The sequence below is a fragment of the Arthrobacter sp. alpha11c genome, from assembly GCF_054149985.1.
The window spans coordinates 3,018,937-3,034,784 of the sequence record NZ_CP196747.1 but is presented as its reverse complement, the minus strand read 5'-3'; the positions used below and the strand labels follow the sequence as shown (position 1 = coordinate 3,034,784).

The 15,848-nt window shown below is 62.0% G+C and carries 17 protein-coding genes; 11 read left to right on the top strand and 6 right to left on the bottom strand.

The window, feature by feature from the left end:
• Nucleotides 1–6: 6 nt before the first annotated feature.
• The 4 genes from ACTAQJ_RS13800 to ACTAQJ_RS13785 all read left to right on the top strand — a co-directional run bounded on the left by ACTAQJ_RS13800 (nucleotide 7) and on the right by ACTAQJ_RS13785 (nucleotide 3,792).
• Complete coding sequence (locus ACTAQJ_RS13800; protein WP_498696886.1) at nucleotides 7–993, top strand: helix-turn-helix domain-containing protein; 987 nt, start codon at nucleotides 7–9, stop codon at nucleotides 991–993.
• 105 nt (nucleotides 994–1,098) lie between these two features.
• Entirely contained in the window at nucleotides 1,099–2,748 is a 1,650-nt protein-coding gene (locus ACTAQJ_RS13795) for a LuxR C-terminal-related transcriptional regulator (protein ID WP_498696883.1), read from the top strand.
• Nucleotides 2,749–2,846: 98 nt separating this feature from the next.
• On the top strand, nucleotides 2,847–3,395 hold the full coding sequence (locus tag ACTAQJ_RS13790) for a hypothetical protein (RefSeq protein WP_498696882.1): 549 nt from the start codon (nucleotides 2,847–2,849) through the stop codon (nucleotides 3,393–3,395).
• Nucleotides 3,396–3,426: 31 nt separating this feature from the next.
• Nucleotides 3,427–3,792, top strand: coding sequence for a cupin domain-containing protein (locus ACTAQJ_RS13785; protein WP_498696880.1), 366 nt, complete (start codon nucleotides 3,427–3,429; stop codon nucleotides 3,790–3,792).
• A gap of 6 nt (nucleotides 3,793–3,798) precedes the next feature.
• On the opposite strand, the gene ACTAQJ_RS13780 is transcribed toward ACTAQJ_RS13785, so the two are convergent.
• The 3 genes from ACTAQJ_RS13780 to ACTAQJ_RS13770 form a co-directional block, all read right to left on the bottom strand.
• On the bottom strand, nucleotides 3,799–4,230 hold the full coding sequence (locus tag ACTAQJ_RS13780) for an SRPBCC family protein (RefSeq protein ID WP_498696879.1): 432 nt from the start codon (nucleotides 4,228–4,230) through the stop codon (nucleotides 3,799–3,801).
• A gap of 2 nt (nucleotides 4,231–4,232) precedes the next feature.
• The gene (locus ACTAQJ_RS13775) at nucleotides 4,233–4,691 is read right to left on the bottom strand and encodes a hypothetical protein (RefSeq protein ID WP_498696877.1); all 459 of its coding nucleotides are present in this window, start codon (nucleotides 4,689–4,691) and stop codon (nucleotides 4,233–4,235) included.
• Nucleotides 4,692–4,758: 67 nt separating this feature from the next.
• A complete protein-coding gene (locus tag ACTAQJ_RS13770) occupies nucleotides 4,759–5,856 on the bottom strand; it encodes a LacI family DNA-binding transcriptional regulator (RefSeq protein WP_498696875.1) in 1,098 nt (365 codons plus the stop codon).
• Nucleotides 5,857–6,037: 181 nt separating this feature from the next.
• On the opposite strand from ACTAQJ_RS13770, the gene ACTAQJ_RS13765 reads away from it, so the two are divergent.
• The 5 genes from ACTAQJ_RS13765 (at nucleotide 6,038) to ACTAQJ_RS13745 (ending at nucleotide 10,854) form a co-directional block, all read left to right on the top strand.
• Nucleotides 6,038–6,904, top strand: a complete 867-nt coding sequence (locus ACTAQJ_RS13765; RefSeq protein ID WP_498696870.1) for an ABC transporter substrate-binding protein — start codon at nucleotides 6,038–6,040, stop codon at nucleotides 6,902–6,904.
• A 109-nt stretch (nucleotides 6,905–7,013) separates the two neighbouring features.
• Nucleotides 7,014–7,802: an amino acid ABC transporter permease gene (locus ACTAQJ_RS13760; RefSeq protein ID WP_223935683.1), complete on the top strand. Its 789-nt coding sequence runs from the start codon at nucleotides 7,014–7,016 to the stop codon at nucleotides 7,800–7,802.
• Nucleotides 7,803–7,852: 50 nt separating this feature from the next.
• Nucleotides 7,853–8,650, top strand: a complete 798-nt coding sequence (locus ACTAQJ_RS13755) for an amino acid ABC transporter ATP-binding protein (protein WP_498702196.1) — start codon at nucleotides 7,853–7,855, stop codon at nucleotides 8,648–8,650.
• A complete protein-coding gene (locus ACTAQJ_RS13750) occupies nucleotides 8,650–9,693 on the top strand; it encodes a Gfo/Idh/MocA family protein (RefSeq protein ID WP_498696867.1) in 1,044 nt (347 codons plus the stop codon). Before ACTAQJ_RS13755 ends, ACTAQJ_RS13750 begins: the two co-directional genes overlap by 1 nt.
• Before the next feature lie 48 nt (nucleotides 9,694–9,741).
• The gene (locus ACTAQJ_RS13745) at nucleotides 9,742–10,854 is read left to right on the top strand and encodes an NAD(P)/FAD-dependent oxidoreductase (RefSeq protein ID WP_498696865.1); all 1,113 of its coding nucleotides are present in this window, start codon (nucleotides 9,742–9,744) and stop codon (nucleotides 10,852–10,854) included.
• Between the two features lie 154 nt (nucleotides 10,855–11,008).
• On the opposite strand, the gene ACTAQJ_RS13740 is transcribed toward ACTAQJ_RS13745, so the two are convergent.
• A complete protein-coding gene (locus ACTAQJ_RS13740) occupies nucleotides 11,009–11,614 on the bottom strand; it encodes a TasA family protein (RefSeq protein WP_498696861.1) in 606 nt (201 codons plus the stop codon).
• A gap of 249 nt (nucleotides 11,615–11,863) precedes the next feature.
• Here ACTAQJ_RS13740 and ACTAQJ_RS13735 point away from each other — a divergent pair, with 249 nt between their 5' ends.
• Nucleotides 11,864–12,304 (top strand): iron chaperone, encoded by a 441-nt coding sequence (locus ACTAQJ_RS13735; RefSeq protein WP_498696859.1) that lies wholly within the window; start codon nucleotides 11,864–11,866, stop codon nucleotides 12,302–12,304.
• A 114-nt stretch (nucleotides 12,305–12,418) separates the two neighbouring features.
• Here ACTAQJ_RS13735 and ACTAQJ_RS13730 read toward each other — a convergent pair whose 3' ends face one another.
• Together ACTAQJ_RS13730 and ACTAQJ_RS13725 are read right to left on the bottom strand one after the other, a co-directional pair.
• Nucleotides 12,419–12,589: a hypothetical protein gene (locus tag ACTAQJ_RS13730; protein ID WP_498696857.1), complete on the bottom strand. Its 171-nt coding sequence runs from the start codon at nucleotides 12,587–12,589 to the stop codon at nucleotides 12,419–12,421.
• A 67-nt stretch (nucleotides 12,590–12,656) separates the two neighbouring features.
• Complete coding sequence (locus ACTAQJ_RS13725) at nucleotides 12,657–14,129, bottom strand: aminotransferase class I/II-fold pyridoxal phosphate-dependent enzyme (protein WP_498696854.1); 1,473 nt, start codon at nucleotides 14,127–14,129, stop codon at nucleotides 12,657–12,659.
• 89 nt (nucleotides 14,130–14,218) lie between these two features.
• On the opposite strand from ACTAQJ_RS13725, the gene ACTAQJ_RS13720 reads away from it, so the two are divergent.
• Entirely contained in the window at nucleotides 14,219–15,691 is a 1,473-nt protein-coding gene (locus tag ACTAQJ_RS13720; protein WP_498696852.1) for a M20/M25/M40 family metallo-hydrolase, read from the top strand.
• Nucleotides 15,692–15,848 lie beyond the last annotated feature (157 nt).

Sequence of the window (15,848 nt, the reverse complement as noted above, 5' to 3'; positions counted from 1 at the left end):
GGACTCGTGTGGCGCCTCAAAGCGCTGGATCCCCAGGCCTCGGAAAGCCTCAAGGTCATCACGTATTTCGACGCGCTGGTCAACAGCCGGGCGAACGCAGAAATGCTCATCCGCGGTGCGGCGGTGCTGTGTGACTGTTCAGTTGGCTTTGCCATGGATGGCCGTTCCATATGCGTTGATGCCTCTGGCCAGAGGGTGCCCGAACAACAAGGTGAGTGGCCTTCCAAGCCGTTTGGTGCCGACGGCCGGGCATGGATTGAGCGCGCCGGCCCTGGGTTCGTCAATGATGAATTGATCCTGGAGCGGCTCGCGATTGCACTGGGCATCTTTTGGGATCGAACGAGTCCCGTGGCAGCCACGCGACGCGCAATCGAGATGATCATCAGCAGTGAGTCATCAATGGAAAGGCGCATGGAGGCGGCAGCCCTACTGCACTTGGACCGCACTGGCTCATACAGGGTTCATGCAGTCCCTGCTGTGATGCCAATGCCGGGATCGTCAGCCGTAGTTCACACGGCAGTCGGTGCGATCCGGGCATTCATTCGCCCGTCCATGGCGACTGCGCTACAGGATACGAGGGCGGGCGTCGGCTTGGCCACCCTTCCCCAGGAGCTGGACCGATCTTGGCAGACAGCCCTTCTGGCCCTCAGAATCACCAGTCCACACCACCCGATTCACACCGCCGACGATCTTGGCAGCCTCATTGTGCTTGGTGAAAGGGCAATCGAAACCGCCCACGAACCGGCTGACGTCACGGCGTTGAAACGGCTGATCGCAGAACAGCCCAAGGCGTGGCGAATACTGGAAGCCATTGCTGAATCGGGCAGCCTGCGCGCTGTGGCCAGTCAGCTCAACCTGCATCACTCGAGTGTCCAGAACCGCGCAAACGAGTTCACGTCCGCCTTGGGCTTCGACATTCGAACACAGCCAGGCCGCGTGCGGCTTACGCTGGCGCTTACTTTGTTCCTGCTTTCTACCAACAGATTCGACTAAGGCAGTGACCCACGACGGCGGTACGTAGCCCCGCGTCGGTGACCCACCACGGCTCGTGGAAGAGGTCCCCTTCAGAAAGAAAATGACGAAGAGCAGAATGAACACATGGTCAATGCTGCGGTGTCTGAAGGCCTTGCGGAGGGTGATCACCTTCTTGCTGCTTCTGAGTGGAAAGCAGCGGCGATAGCGTTTGAGTCCGTGCTGGCTATTCAGGATGATCCTGGAGCGCATGATGGCTTGGGCCGTGCACTCTGGTGGCTGCGCGACGTCGACCGTTCCATTGCGGAGCGCACCATTGCTTACGCCGGTTTTCGTCGGCTGGGCCAGGACTCAAAGGCCTTCCGGTCGGCTTTATGGTTGGCGCGGGAATATGCCGATGCCTTGGGAAGCGAGGCGGTCAGCAGAGGCTGGCTTGCACGTGCGCAGAGCATCGTATCCCGCTTGCCGGAGGGCGTGGAGAATGGCTGGATGGCCCTGACGCGCGGTCTGCTGCAGGCCGACCCGGCAGCATCTTATGACGACGCCCGTACCGCGCTTGGGATGGCACGAAACTGGGGTGACCCGGATCTTGAGGCCATGGCACTGGCACTCCTGGGCCTCGGAACGATAGCCTCCGGCAAAGTACTGGACGGGATGACCCTGGTGGATGAGGCAATGGTGGTGGCAACCGCCGGCGAAGCTCACGATCAAATGATCTTTGGTGATGTGTGCTGCATGGTGACGCGTGCCAGCGAGGAGGCCTGCGATACGTCTCGACTCAGCCAATGGAACAAGACCCTCCTGCGGTTCATGGAGGGTACGGGTCATCCTGCACTGCTGGAATTCTGCGGCACTTGTTGCGCAGAGATCTTCCTTGCTTCCGGTGACATTGCAAATGCCGAGGGCTGGCTCACCAAAACGCTGCATGAACTGGATCAAGGCGGCCACCGTGCACGATGTGTACACCCGGCTGCCAAGCTTGCGGAACTTCGGCTGCTGCAGGGCAGGGTGGAAGAGGCAAACCGGCTGCTCGCTGGCTTCGAGGATCGGCCGGACGCATTGCGGGCAACAGCGGCAGTCCGTCTTGCTGCAGGCGACACAGCCGTTGCTGCAGCATTGCTACATCGCCGGGTCCACCGTGTTGGCAGTGGGCTGCTCATGGTCCCGCTGCTCGCCTTGCTCGCTGAGGTCCAGTTGACACAAGTTGACCTCGGCCAAGCCAAAGCGACGGCCGAACAGCTCGATGAAGTCGCGGCCGAGACGCAGTGGCCTCGATCACTTGCTGCCTCGCATCTCACGGCAGGTCGCGTCGCAGCGGCAACCGGGGATGTCGCCTTGGCGCGCGAAAGGCTTGACGCGGCGATTTCCGTTTTTACTGAGCTCGGCATGCCCCTCGAGGCTGCGCGCGCCCATCTGTCGCTGGCCGAAGCCCTGCGTGAAACAGACCGGTACGTGGCCGTTCATGAAGCTGGAGTGGCGCTCGCAACGTTCGACGACGTTGGTGCTCTCGGTCTGGCAGATCAGGCCGCGGCGCTTCTTCGGGCCCTGGGCGGCCCCGCGCGCACAGGCCCGAAGGATCTGGGCGTGTTGTCGCGGCGCGAACGCGAAGTGCTCACCTTACTTGCCGAGGCCTTGACCAATACCGAGATTGCTGGCCGCCTCTTCATCAGTGCCAAAACCGCTGAGCATCACGTCAGCAGCATCCTCGCGAAACTTCAACTGCGCAGCCGTGGCGAAGCCGCTGCATTCGCAATGCGTCATTCCCGTGGCAATTAGAACCGAATAGGGCAGTTAATGGGGGATATCCCCCATCCTTTCCCCGCGCCGTCGTCGCATGCTTTGACTATCCGCAAAGTCAGCAGTGGAGGTGCGGAATGAAGCAACAACGAACGGTGGGTAACGTCCTCAGACGTGAAATCGCCGTAACCGTCCATGACCACGCCATGGTCCCCGCGGACATTGTTTTCGATGTCCTCGCCAATCTTCCCAACCACATGGAATGGGGAGGAGCCGAGGCCTCGACGCTTCTGTCGATGCAAGCCCCGATAGGACTGGCAACCGTCGGAACCGAGTTCACTTCCACGGCCGAGGACCGGATTTGCCGGATGCAGGACTCCTCGGTGGTCACAGAAGCCCTGCGTCCCCGGACGTTTGAGCGGGTGACGGAGTCCGCGTTGGAGTCCAAAAAGTATGGAACAAGGGCTGGTTGGCTCCTGGTTCACCGCTACGAAATCGAGTCGAAGGTGGACCAAAGCGAGATCACCTACACATGCCGGCTGGTCCGGGCCAGTGGGCTGCCAGGCGTGCTGTCGATGTTTGGATTTCCACTTCTGCGCACATTCGCCACACGGGAATGGGCGCGGGCAAACAGGGGCGGGTTGCGCCGCCTCATCGCTGCGGCGGAAGCCGCACCGCGGGACTAAGCCCGCAATAAGAGAACGAAGGAGCAAGGCAATGGCAAAGCTATCGATTGATGACGAGAGCGCTCGCGTCGAGCGCATGACAGGCTACGAGGGCCGATACCGGGAAGCCGACGGTTACACCATCGCGTTTGAGAGGTTTGAAGAGGGAGGCGACTTCACTCCGTTCTATAAAGGGCTGCCGGATGACCGGTGCCAAAGCCATCACTGGGGATACGTCGTGAAGGGCAGACTCACCATGCACATGCCTGATGGAGACGACATTGTCCACGCTGGCGAGGCGTACTACACGCCGCCCGGGCACACGGATGAGCTTGATCCAGGGACCATTCTGGTGGAGTTCAGTCCTACGGAGGAACTCGCACGCACCTTGGCCGTTGTTGAGAAGAACCTGCAGTAGCCGCCGTCAGGACTCCAGCACGCGCTTCAGGTTCTGGACAAAGACCTTGTTTCGCCGGGGAACCATGTACGCCATCATCGGGGTCATGAGCACCTTGAGCCCGCTTGGTTGCATCTCTACGCCTCGAGTGAAGCGGGCGCCTTCCCCGGCCGGCTCCACCGTGTAAGTGATGCGTGGCTGCAGTCCGGCGAAATCCGCTCGATATTGCAAGCGCGAGCCGTGCTTGACGTCCAGTGCTGTGAATGTGCCGTCGGTCTTGCCCATGAAGGGTTTGAACTTCAGCGGGTAGGTCTTGCCGACGATTGGGACAGGGTCGGTTTGCTCAGGCACGCTGGCAATGTCAACGTGCCAGTTCGGTTCGTTGCGAAGGTCCGCCACATACTGGAAGACCTCCTCCGGTGGCCGTGCGATGACAACGCTCTCTGCAGATTTGATCATGGCTACATGGCGCCCTTCGCTTCCAACTTCTTTAGTCCCATTCGCAGGGAGCTTGCCACCGGCGCGCCCCGGGTCACGACGATCATGAAGGCGGCCAGGCGACCCATGAAACTGGTGGGCCTACGGTTCCACGTGACGTGAATGCGTGAACCACCAGACTCGTTGCGTGTGATTCGCGCGCTGACGTAACTTCCCGGCGCGCAGAAATTGCTCTCCTGGACTGTCCACTTCACTTCGTCGGGGGCTGCCCAGTCGTAGTGCTCCTTGGCCCAAATCACGCCACCGGGAGCTTTGCTTCCCTCCCTGATGTCCGCGAAGGTGTCGCCCACCTGGTAAACCTCGTACATCGGTGGGTAGATGCCTGGCCAGATCTCCGGCCGACGCGGGCTAAAGTCCAGCAAGGCCTCCCGTACCCTCGCCGGTGGGACGACGGAGTCCAGATCCACTTCCACTTTTGGCATGTCAGCTTCCTCACCTGATGCTTCCAGTGTGGTCGTTTCCCGCAGCCGCGCAAGGGTTTGGCAGGGGCTAGCCGCCCGCCTGACTTAGCACGCCGACGTCCTTCGGCGACCCGATCGAGCCGCGGAGCACGAGCCGCGCCTCCAACGGTGGTCCCGCGGGTGAGGAAGATTTCCTGCCCTCAATCAGCCGGATCAACGCGGTGGCGGCGGCCATTCCCATCTCGTAGACAGGCTGCGCGATGACGGTGAGCGGGGGAGTGGTGAGACGGGTCCAGGCGAAATCGTCGTACATGAGGAGGGATACATCCGAGGGGATGGAGAGCCCCGATTCCTGGATGGCCTCCACAACGCTCAAGGCGATGAGGCCGTCAGAGGCAATGATGGCCGTAGCAGCATCCGGCCCCTTCAGTAGGTCACGGGTGATTCGCATAATGGAATCGGCGTCACCGGCATTGAGACGCACCAGGTCGATCGGCTGGCTGAGACCTTCCTCTTCGAAGGCGCGGCGGATTCCCTCCAGGCGGTCCGAGATTTGCGAGGAATCCAGCGTCATCCCCGCAACGTAGGGCCCGTCTGTCCGAACGGTGGAGACGAACGCGATGCGTCGATGGCCTGCTTGGATGAGGTACTTGGTGGATTCGTAGGAGATGGTGCCCATGTCCACGGCGAAGGTCTCGACGTCGAGTCCTTCGGCGGCGCGGTCCAGCAGGACCAGGGGCCGGCCAGAGTCGCGGACCTCCTTCAAGTGTGAGGTTTCCACGGATGAGGCTGGAGCCACGATCAGCCCGTCAACGCGCTTGTCCAGAAGCACCTGGACGGCATCCACCTCGGCGGCGCGTTCTTCATCGGTGTTGATGAGGATGACGTTGTAGCCGCTCTTCTTGGCGGTATCGGTGATACCCCTGGTGGCCAGTCCGAAGTGCGGGTTTTCGATATCGCCCACCACCACGCCAATGGTGTTGGATTTGCCCGTGTTCATGCTGCGCGCAAGCTCGTTGGGGCGGTAGCCAAGCCCTTCGGCAGCGGCGAGGACCCGCTCCCGGACGTCGTCGCTGACTGCGCCATAGTTGCCCAGGGCGCGCGCGGCTTGGGCCTTGGAGACTTGCGCCGCTTTGGCGACGTCGGCAACTGTCACGTCCCGTCGTCGGGATCCATCAGTACTCATGTTCACCTTTCAGAAGTGGTGTTGACGCGGCTTGTGACTTCCGCTACATTTTCAATCAATCGATGTGAGTCCGGTCTCAATCCTAGGGGCTGAGACCGGACTCAACAAGACCCCGCATCGAGTAAGACCCCAAAAGCGGCCCAGACAGCACCGCTGGCCCTCCCCACGATTGGACAACGCTGTGATCAAACTGAACTTCCGCCCGGCAGCGCTCGCAGCAGCAGCCGTGGCGGCCATCCTCGCCCTTTCCGGCTGTGGTGGATCCTCCGCCGGGACCTCGAGCTCGGCTGAGAACCCTTACGGCCTGATCGAACCCGGCACCATCCGCGTCGCCAGCCTGGGCGACTCGAAGCCCTACACCTTCACGGACGGCTCGGGCAACTTCACCGGTTTCGATGTGGAGCTCTTCAAGGACGTGGCCCACCGTGCCGGCGTAGACAAGGTTGTCTTCACCGGACAGGACTTCTCCGGCCTGCTCGCAGCCGTGTCCAATGGCCAGTTCGACGTCGGCGTCGCGGCCATTGGCATCACGGAAAAGCGCAAGGAAACCGTTGACTTCTCCGACGGCTACCTGGCCGGTTATCTGACGGTCATCACCACCAAGACATCAGGCATCAAGGACGTCAACGGCCTCTCCGGCAAGCGCCTCGGCGTCGTCCAGGGCACGCTCCAGGAAGCCTACGCGGTCAAGAACTTTACCTCCGCCCAGCTGGTCCGCTTCCCGGACAACAACACCGCAATCTCCGCTGTCAACAGCGGCGCAGTGGACGCGCACTTCCTGGACTACGAGGCAGCCAAGGCCTACCAGGAGCAGTTCGGACTGGTCAGTGCAGCTGACATCCCATCCTTCGACGCCCCGGCAGGCTTTGCCATTGCCAAGAACAAGCCCGCCTTCAAGGAAGCCTTGAACAAGGGCCTTGCCGCGGCCATGGAAGACGGCACGTGGAAGAAGCTCTACCAGAAGTGGTTCCCGGGCTCGCCGATGCCTGAGCAGTACCTGCCCAAGGCGGAGCAGACCTCCAGCCCGTCGCCAACGGCTGTCAAGTAGCGCAACCGCCTGCTCAACAACACCGCGTACTCAACAACACCGCCGGGCGGGCCACACCCGCAGCCCGCCCGGCCATCCCGAAAAACCAACAAACGTCTGAGAGCACTCAATGGATTGGCTCAATACCATCAGCCGCACGTTCTTCGATGTCGATTCGATGATCGAAGTACTGCCCCAACTCCTGGGAGTTGGACTCCTCAACACCCTGATCATCTCCATCGCAGCAACCATCCTCGGCGTAGTGATGGGCATGGTGGTGGCCGTCATGGGGATCTCGCGGTCCAAGTGGCTGCGTATCCCGGCGCGGATCTACACGGACCTCTTCCGTGGCCTGCCCGCAATCCTGACCATCCTCCTGATCGGCCAGGGCTTCGCGCGGTTCAGCCAGTCAGTGTTTGGACCCTCGCCCTACCCGCTGGGAATCATCGCGCTGAGCCTGATCGCCAGTGCCTACATCGGAGAAATCTTCCGTGCCGGTATTCAGAGCGTGGACAAGGGCCAAGGCGAGGCATGCCGCGCCTTGGGCATGAGCTACTCAAAGTCCATGGCACTGGTAGTGGTACCGCAAGGCGTACGCCGGGTGCTGCCAGCCTTGGTGAACCAGTTCATTGCAATCGTCAAAGACTCTTCGTTGGTCTACTTCCTGGGGCTTCTGGTCAGCGAACGTGAACTGTTCCGCGTTGGCCAGGACGCCGCAGTGCTCTCAGGCAATCTCTCACCGCTGGTCATGGCAGGCATCTTCTACTTGGTGATCACCGTGCCACTGACCCACCTGGTCAATTACTTCGACAACAAGTTCCGCACCGGTCGCCGCCGTCCCACAGCCCCAACCAGCGGGCTGAAGGAAGTCAAGGAACTCGACGCGGCATCGCCGCTCATCACCGGGAGCAACACGTGAACCTCACAAGCAGCAGCAATACTGCCAGCAGCAGCAGCACCAGCACCAACATGTCAGCGGCCAAGTCAACCGCCAAGGACACGTCAGTCTCAAACAAGACCGCCGCCGACGTCCAGACGTTCCACGGCTCCAGCCTGGAACTGCGGAACCTGACCATGGCCTATGGCGACGTCGAGGTACTCCGCAACGTCAGCCTCACCGTGGCGCCCGGAACCACCACGTGCATCATCGGTCCGTCCGGTTCCGGCAAATCCACCCTCTTGCGCGGCGTCAACCGCCTGCACGAACCCAAGAGCGGGGACGTGCTTCTTGCTGGCGAAAGCGCCCTCAAGGTCAAGCCGGACATCCTCCGCGCCCGAATCGGCATGGTGTTCCAGCACTTCAACCTCTTCCCGGACCACACAGCCCTGGAGAACGTGGCCCTCGCCCTGTGGAGCGTCAAAGGAATGTCCAAGAAGGAGGCACGGGAACGCGCCCAGCGCCGGCTCGCCGAAGTGGGCCTCGCCGAACGCGCCGACCACCGGCCCCGCGACCTTTCCGGTGGCCAGCAGCAACGCGTCGCCATCGCCCGGGCGCTTGCCATGGAACCCGAAGTCATGCTCTTCGACGAAGCCACCAGCGCGCTGGACCCGGAACTCGTCAAGGGTGTCCTGAACCTCATGGCAGGTCTTGGCCGCCGCGGCATGACCATGCTGGTGGTCACGCACGAGATGGGCTTTGCCCGCAAGGTTGCTGATCAAGTGGTCTTCATGGATGAAGGCGAAGTGGTGGAGGTCGGCACCCCCGCCGAGCTCTTCGACAACCCGCGCAGCGAACGCCTGCAGCGCTTCCTTTCGGAAGTCCTGTAATGGGTCAGGTAACAGCGGCACCCATCCGGACCGCCGTCGTCGGGTTTGGCGTCTCAGGCAAGGTCTTCCATGCCCCGCTGATCGCAGCGGACCCGAACTATTCGCTGGACGTCATCGTGACGGCGGACCCGGAGCGCGCCCGCGAGGCCGCGCTGCTCTACCCGCAAGCACGGATAGTGCCCACTCCGGAGGAGATGTTCGCACTGGCGGGCAACCTTGATCTTGTGGTGTTGGGAACGCCCCCGCTCACGCACCTCGAACTTGGTGCCACGGCAATTGCCTGCGGCCTGAACGTTGTGGTGGACAAACCTTTCGTCACCAGCGTCGCCCACGGTGAGGAACTGGCCACACGCGCGTCCGACGCCGGTGTGCAGCTCACGGTCTTCCAGAACCGCCGGTGGGACGCCGACTTCCTGACGCTGCGGAAACTGCTGCAGGAAGGGGCGCTCGGCGAAGTACGGACTTTTGAGTCACGTTTTGAGTGGTGGCGGCCCGAAGGCTTCGGGAACTGGCGCGATACATCCACCCTGGCCGAGGGCGGTGGCATCCTTCACGATCTGGGCGCCCACTTGATCGACCAAGCCATCCAGCTGTTCGGACCTGTGGAGGAAAGCTACGGCGAAACCGCAAACCATGGCCCGCATCCCGGCGCGGCAGACACAGAGGCCTTCGTGTCCTTGCTCCACGAGTCAGGCGTGCGGTCCCGGCTGTGGATGAACGGCATGGCGGCCCAGGTTGGCCCGCGGTTCCACGTCCTCGGATCAAAAGCCGGGTACTCCAAGTGGGGACTCGACGGTCAGGAACCCGCGCTCGCAGCCGGAGTCACGCCGTCGGACGCTTCTTATGGCATTGAACCCCAGGAGTCTTGGGGGCTTCTGGGCGTTGACGGTTCAGCCACACCCGTACCTGCAGAAAAGGGTGCCTACCCGCAGTTCTACGCAGAACTGGCAACCTGCCTCCGTGGCCAAGGACGGCTTCCCGTAGCGCCGGCCGAGGCGCTTGAAACCCTCAAAATCATCGAAAGCATCCACGCCTTCGCGTAAGCGCAAGAGCGTCCCAAGAATCCACAAGCACGAAAGAAAGGGAGAACTATGTCCTCCACCAAACACGTCGCCGTCATCGGGGGCGGCATCCTGGGCGTTTCCACCGCCGTTCACCTGCTCCGCGGCGGAGCTTCCGTGACGCTCCTGACCGAGCAGGGCCTGGCCAGCGAGGCCACGGGCCGTTCACTGTCCTGGCTCAACTCAGCCGGCGAAAGGTCCACCCCGTACCACCAGCTGCGGCTGGCCGGCGTCGACCGGTACCGCACACTGTTCGCCGCCGATCCCACCCGCGAATGGCTGCAGTTCGGCGGAGGCCTCATGTGGAACGCGGCCGGCCAGCGCGAGGTGACCGAAGCCCGCCATGCCTACGAGCAGTCGATTGGCTACGACTCCAAGCTTCTCGCCCCTGAAGAGATCGCATCGGTGACGCCCGGCATCGACGCCAGCGCTGTTCCCGAGAACGCCATCTTCAACCCCGGTGAGGGCTGGGTCAGCCTGCCGGACTTGGTCAACTTCCTCATGGAGGAGTTCCACGCCCTCGGCGGCCGGCTCGTCCTGAACGCGGGTAAAGTCCAGGTGACGCTCGACGGCGGCCGGGCCAGCGGCGTCGAAACTGCTTCCGGCGAGACGTATTCAGCCGATGCGGTCCTCGTCGCTTGCGGCGCGGCGACGCCCGCCGTCGTGAAGCCGCTCGGGGTGGAAATCCCCAATGGTTCCCCGGTCTCCATGCTGGTGGTCACCAAGCCTGTGGAGCACCAGGTGAAGGCAGTGATGAATACGCCGCGGGCCGCCGTTCGTCCCAACCCGGGTAACACTTTCGCCCTGGACCACGACTGGTATGAAGACCGGATCACCGAGCACGCAGATGGTTCCTTCAGCATTCCTGATGAGGTTGTCCAGGAACTCGCGGACGAATCCTCCAAGCTGATTGCCGGCAACCCGGAACTCAAGCCTGCGTCCTGGAAGATCGGCTACAAGCCCATCCCCGGCGATGGTGAGCCCGTCTTCGGTGAACTTGGCCAAGTGCCCGGCTGCTTTGTCGCATTTACGCACTCGGGTGCCACGCTCGGACTCATTGCAGGTGAACTGCTGTCCGGAGAGATCCTGACAGGCAAGAAGCACCCCATGCTGGCAACGTTCCGGCCCGGACGTTTCTCCTAGCGTTAGACATCTTTAAAAAAGGCCAACGGCCCCGATACGCCATCCCAGAAGCGTGTCGGGGCCGTTGGAGTTTTTTGGGAAAGTGGCCGCCGGGACTGATCGGGCTGGGGGAAGGAAACCGATCAGGCCCGGCGGGGGCTCTTTGTAGAGGGTGTTACTTGGTGGTTTCGGTGCGTTGGGTGCCGGTGAAGGCGAAGGCGATGGTGCTGGTGGCGCCTTGGAAGGTGTCGTTGGCGGTGGTGGGGAACGCGGTGGTGACTTTGAGGTAGTCGGTTTTGGCCGGGGCCAGGGCGGTCAGGTTGTTCAGGACTTTGTTCGCGGTGATCACCGGGGCGGCGGCCATGACGGTGGTCTTGGTGCCGGTGCAGGTGTAGGGGGCTGCGGCGCCGGTCCAGGCGACGGAGCAGTTCTCGATGGTCAGCTGCAGGCCGTTGGTCACGTCGGTGGTGAGCAGTGAGGCGGTGGCGCCGGCGGAGGTGGTGAGGGTGACGTTGTTCAGGTCCGAGTTGCCGGTGTTGGCCAGGGTGACGAGCTTTTCGACTTTGTCTCCGGGCAGCAGGCCTGCGATGGGGACGTTGAGGGTGTTGTTCGCGCCGGTGCCCAGGGCGATGGTGACGATGCCGGCGGTGACTTGCTGGCTGGCCGAGGTGGAGGAGGTGAACGCGCCGTAGGTGCCCATGCCGGCGACGGCGGCTGCGGTGCCGAGCAGTGCGACGGAAGCGAGGACCTTGCCGGAGGTGGTCTTGAGGCTGATGGCCATGGGAATCAGTGTCCTTTCGGGAGGCCACCGCTGCCGGCCGGCCGTTTGTGCCGGCCCTGAGTGGCTGACAAGAAACACTGTGCCGGGCCCGGATCAAGAACCACTCCTGCAATCCATCAACACTCGCTCAGGAAAAGATCAAGGGATTTGCCCGTCCATCGGATTGAGCAGTTTTGAAGAAGCCCGGCGAACGGCCCAGGCCTATCGTTGAAATATCCGAAAGATTTCCAGCAGCGAGAGGGGCCTGCCATGACGGAGACCGGAACTACCAAGTCCTACGACGGATTCACCGAGGACGAACGCGCCGCAATGAAGGAGCGTGCGCAAGAGCTCAAAAAGACCAGGAAGGCTTCCAAGACCGACGGCGAGAGCGACGTCCTGGCAAAGATCGCCGAGATGCCGCCAGCAGATAAGGCCATTGCGCAGCGACTCCACGCGCTGATCCGGGAGCACGCGCCGGAGCTTTCCCCGAAGACCTGGTACGGCATGCCGGCGTATGCCAAGGACGGGAAAAACATCGTCTTCTTCAAGAGCGCCGACAAGTTCAAGAGCAGGTATGCCACTCTCGGCTTCGAAGAGAGTGCGATGCTCGACGACGGCAGCATGTGGCCAACATCGTATGCCCTCACGGAGCTCACCCCGGAGCTTGAAGCAACGATCGTCGAGCTGATCAAGAGGGCGGTCGGCTAGCGGAGCGGAACCGGCGACGACGGCGACCGTCACCCTGGTAGGTGACGGCCGCCGTCGTACTCGTTTAAACCAAAACCAGCCTAACTTGGCGGCTGATCCGGCTGATGTGTTGGGTCAGGATGCGGTGGAACGGGACCAGGATCCGGAACCGGAAGCGGCCCGGGCGTCGGATTTGGATCCGGAATAGGGCTGGGCGGGAACGGGGTAGTGGGATCCGGTGGTGGCTGGACCGGTCCCGGTTCCGGGCGGGAACGGCTCAGGTTCGTGAGTCGGAGGAAGCGTCATCATCTCTCCTTTGGAACTCGGAATTGGTCTTTCTCAGCCTAGTGATTATGTGGGCAGAGTCCAGAGCTCACTGGTCGCGTTGATGTGCCACTACCCTGATGGTTTTCATCGAAGCGTCTGCAGGGTCCGGCAGGACCATTCCGGCGGCTACTCCGGTGCGCAGATACTCGACGACGGCCTGGTTGATCCGTTCGCCCGGAAGGATTGCCGGGACGCCGGGCGGATACGGCGTGATCTGTTCGGCTGCGACGCGACCTGTAGCTTCTTCTGCGGGGACGTTTTCCACGGGTCCGAAGAAGGCATCCCGCGGTAGCATCACCGTTGGCATTTCCAAGTCCTCGGGATCCGGGAGCCGAACGGGCGTCGGTTCCGGCATCTGTGGTGCGGCCTCGACCAGTTGCTGCAGGCTCGTCAGCAAGCGCCCGGTTGTTTCCTCATCGTCGGACTGGGACAACGTGGCTTCTATCCTCCGGTGATCATTGAGCCCAACGTCAATGTGACAGTGGGCCCGCAACCAGTCCGCCGCCTGGTAGCCACTGATGCCCAAACCCGCGACGTCGATCAGCACATGGAGCGGATCCAGATCATGCGAGGCCTCGGCATGGACCAGCTCCGGCCCAAGGACGTGGAGTCCGGTCATGGCCTCGATGTCGCTGCGGACGTTCTCTGCCAGGTTCAAGGTCTTTTCCAGCAGCACCTCGCCATCCTGGACCATGTGTCTTCGCCAACCATCGATCGCGGCATAGATCATGACGTTGGCGCTGGTGGTGGAGAGTAAATCGGCACACTGGCTTAGCCGGACTGGATCCACCAGGCTGCCCTGGAGATGGTAGATGGATCCTTGTTCGAATCCCATTCCCATTTTGTGGACGCTGACCACGCAAATGTCTGCACCCGCATCCATCGCCCATGTGGGGAGTCTGTCGTTGAAGGGCAGGTGCGCGCCCCATGCTTCGTCGATGATCAATGGCTTGCCCCTTTTATGGCAAATCTCGGCGATTTTCCCGATGTCCGCACACGTGCCATAGGGCGTTGGGCTGGTGATCAGTGCCGCAGCGGCATCAGGGTACCTTTGCCACATCTTTTCCACTTCTTCAGGAGACGGTGGATGGGCGATGTGCAATTCCCGGTCCCACCGCGGGGTGATCCAGCGGGGCTGCAGTCCGGACAGGATGACACCGGCAACCACAGACTTGTGCGCATCCCGGCCAATCAGCAAATCGCCACTTCCACGGGTGACGGCAAGGATGGATGCCTTGACGGAGAGCGAGCTTCCGCAGGTTGAAAAGAATGCCTTGTCAGCCCCCACGGCTTCGGCCATAAGCTCTTCGGCCTTGCTGAGAAAGCCACCTGAGGACTTTCTGTCATCGAGTCCCGCGGTGGAAAGCACATCGGAGCGAAACGTGTCAGCACCCAGAACCTCCAGGGTTCGTGGGTCGGCACCCCTGCCCTGGCGGTGCCCTGGAGGCGTGTACCCGTAACGGTTCAGTCGGTGGTACTCGGCCAACGCATCGAGCAGCGGTGCTTCATTTTGATCCATGAGGCTCTCCTTGCTGTGTAAGTAAACTTACAATTCCTTACATCGATCCCGTCTTCCATGTACCCGTCAAGGCGCAAGGTGAATCACGCGTGAAGTTCAATGAGCATCTTCCACAAACCCACCTTCCACCGGCCACCCTTGAGGCACTCGCCGCCGCAGTGGATGCGAACATGGCCCACTACGTCACCGTCCTGTCCGACTTGGTCCGCGTTCCCGGCGTCGCCTGGGCCGGATTTGATCCCCATGCTTTAGATCTCAGTGCCCGACGCGTGCACGACCTGTTCCTGACACGCGGTTTCGACGTATCCGTCGTGCGGGCTGCTGATCCAACCGGGGCAGACGGCGCACCAGGAGTGGTGGCGAGGCGGCCTGCCGCGCCGGGTCTTCCCACTGTGCTGCTCTACGCTCATCACGATGTTCAGCCATCAGGGGCGCTGGACGCCTGGGATTCGGAGCCCTTCTCCGCAATGGAGAAGGACGGACGTCTTTGGGGACGTGGCGCTGCCGATGACAAGGCCGGAATCGTCATGCACCTCGCTGCCATCCATGCCCTTGACTCTGTTCTTGGACCGGACCACGGGCTGGGCCTCACTGTGTTCGTTGAGGGCGAGGAAGAAGCTGGCTCACCGAGCCTTCAGGACTTCATGGCGGATTACGGGCAGGAACTCGTTGCCGACGCCGCCATCGTTGCGGATTCAGGCAGCTGGAAGATCGGGATCCCGGGCCTGACTACCAGCCTCCGTGGCCTGGTGGACGGGACAATTCGTGTCCGCGTCCTTGATCATGCGCTGCATTCGGGGACGTATGGAGGCCCGGTCGTTGATGCGCTGACAGTCTTGGCCCGCCTGATGGCAACCTTCCACAATGCTGACGGTTCCGTAGCTGTGGAAGGCCTGGTTGAGGGCCAGTCCAAGGGCATGGACTTGGACGCCGCGGACTTGGATGCCTTGGACTTGGACGAGGCAGTATTCCGGCGGGACGCGGGTGTGCCGGAAGGTTTGCAGCTGGCTGGAACCGGATCACTCACTTCACGCTTGTGGAGCAAGCCTGCACTTTCTTTCGTGGGCTTGGATTCCCAAGCCATCGCAACAGCCGGAAACGTGTTGCTGCCCGAGGCCACTGTGAAATTCAGCCTTCGCTTGCCGCCGGGAAACCACCCCGATCAGGCAATGGAAGCCGTACGGCGCCATGCATTGAAAAACGTTCCTTTCGGGGCAGAGGTCACGTTCACTCCCGGGTCCAAAAGCATGCCCTTCAGGGCTGACTCGAACCACCCAGTGGTTCGGGCCGCACTCTGGTCTCTGGGGCAGGCATGGGGAGCGCAAGCAGTGTCCATGGGCGTTGGCGGTTCCATCCCCTTCGTTGCCGCACTCGCTGCTGCCCAACCGCAGTGTTCCATCATCATTACCGGCGCGGAGGATCCGGATTCCCGGGCTCACGGGGCCAACGAGTCGGTCCATCTTGGGGAACTTAGGAACGCGATCCTGGCCGAGGCGCTGTTCCTTGCGGCACTCCAGGGTGGTGTACCACCCGGGACAAGATCGTTGGAGGGCCGTGGGTGACTGTCGTTGTCAGAAGCTGACTGCATTGAGATCTCTGCGGTTGCGGGATTAGTGCAGCCGGGTGTGGACAGACTGTGTCCGAAGTCCTCTGCACAATGGGTCACTTTGGTTGAACAGCAGTTTTCCCACGGGGCGTGGGGGTCGTGGATGCTGCCAC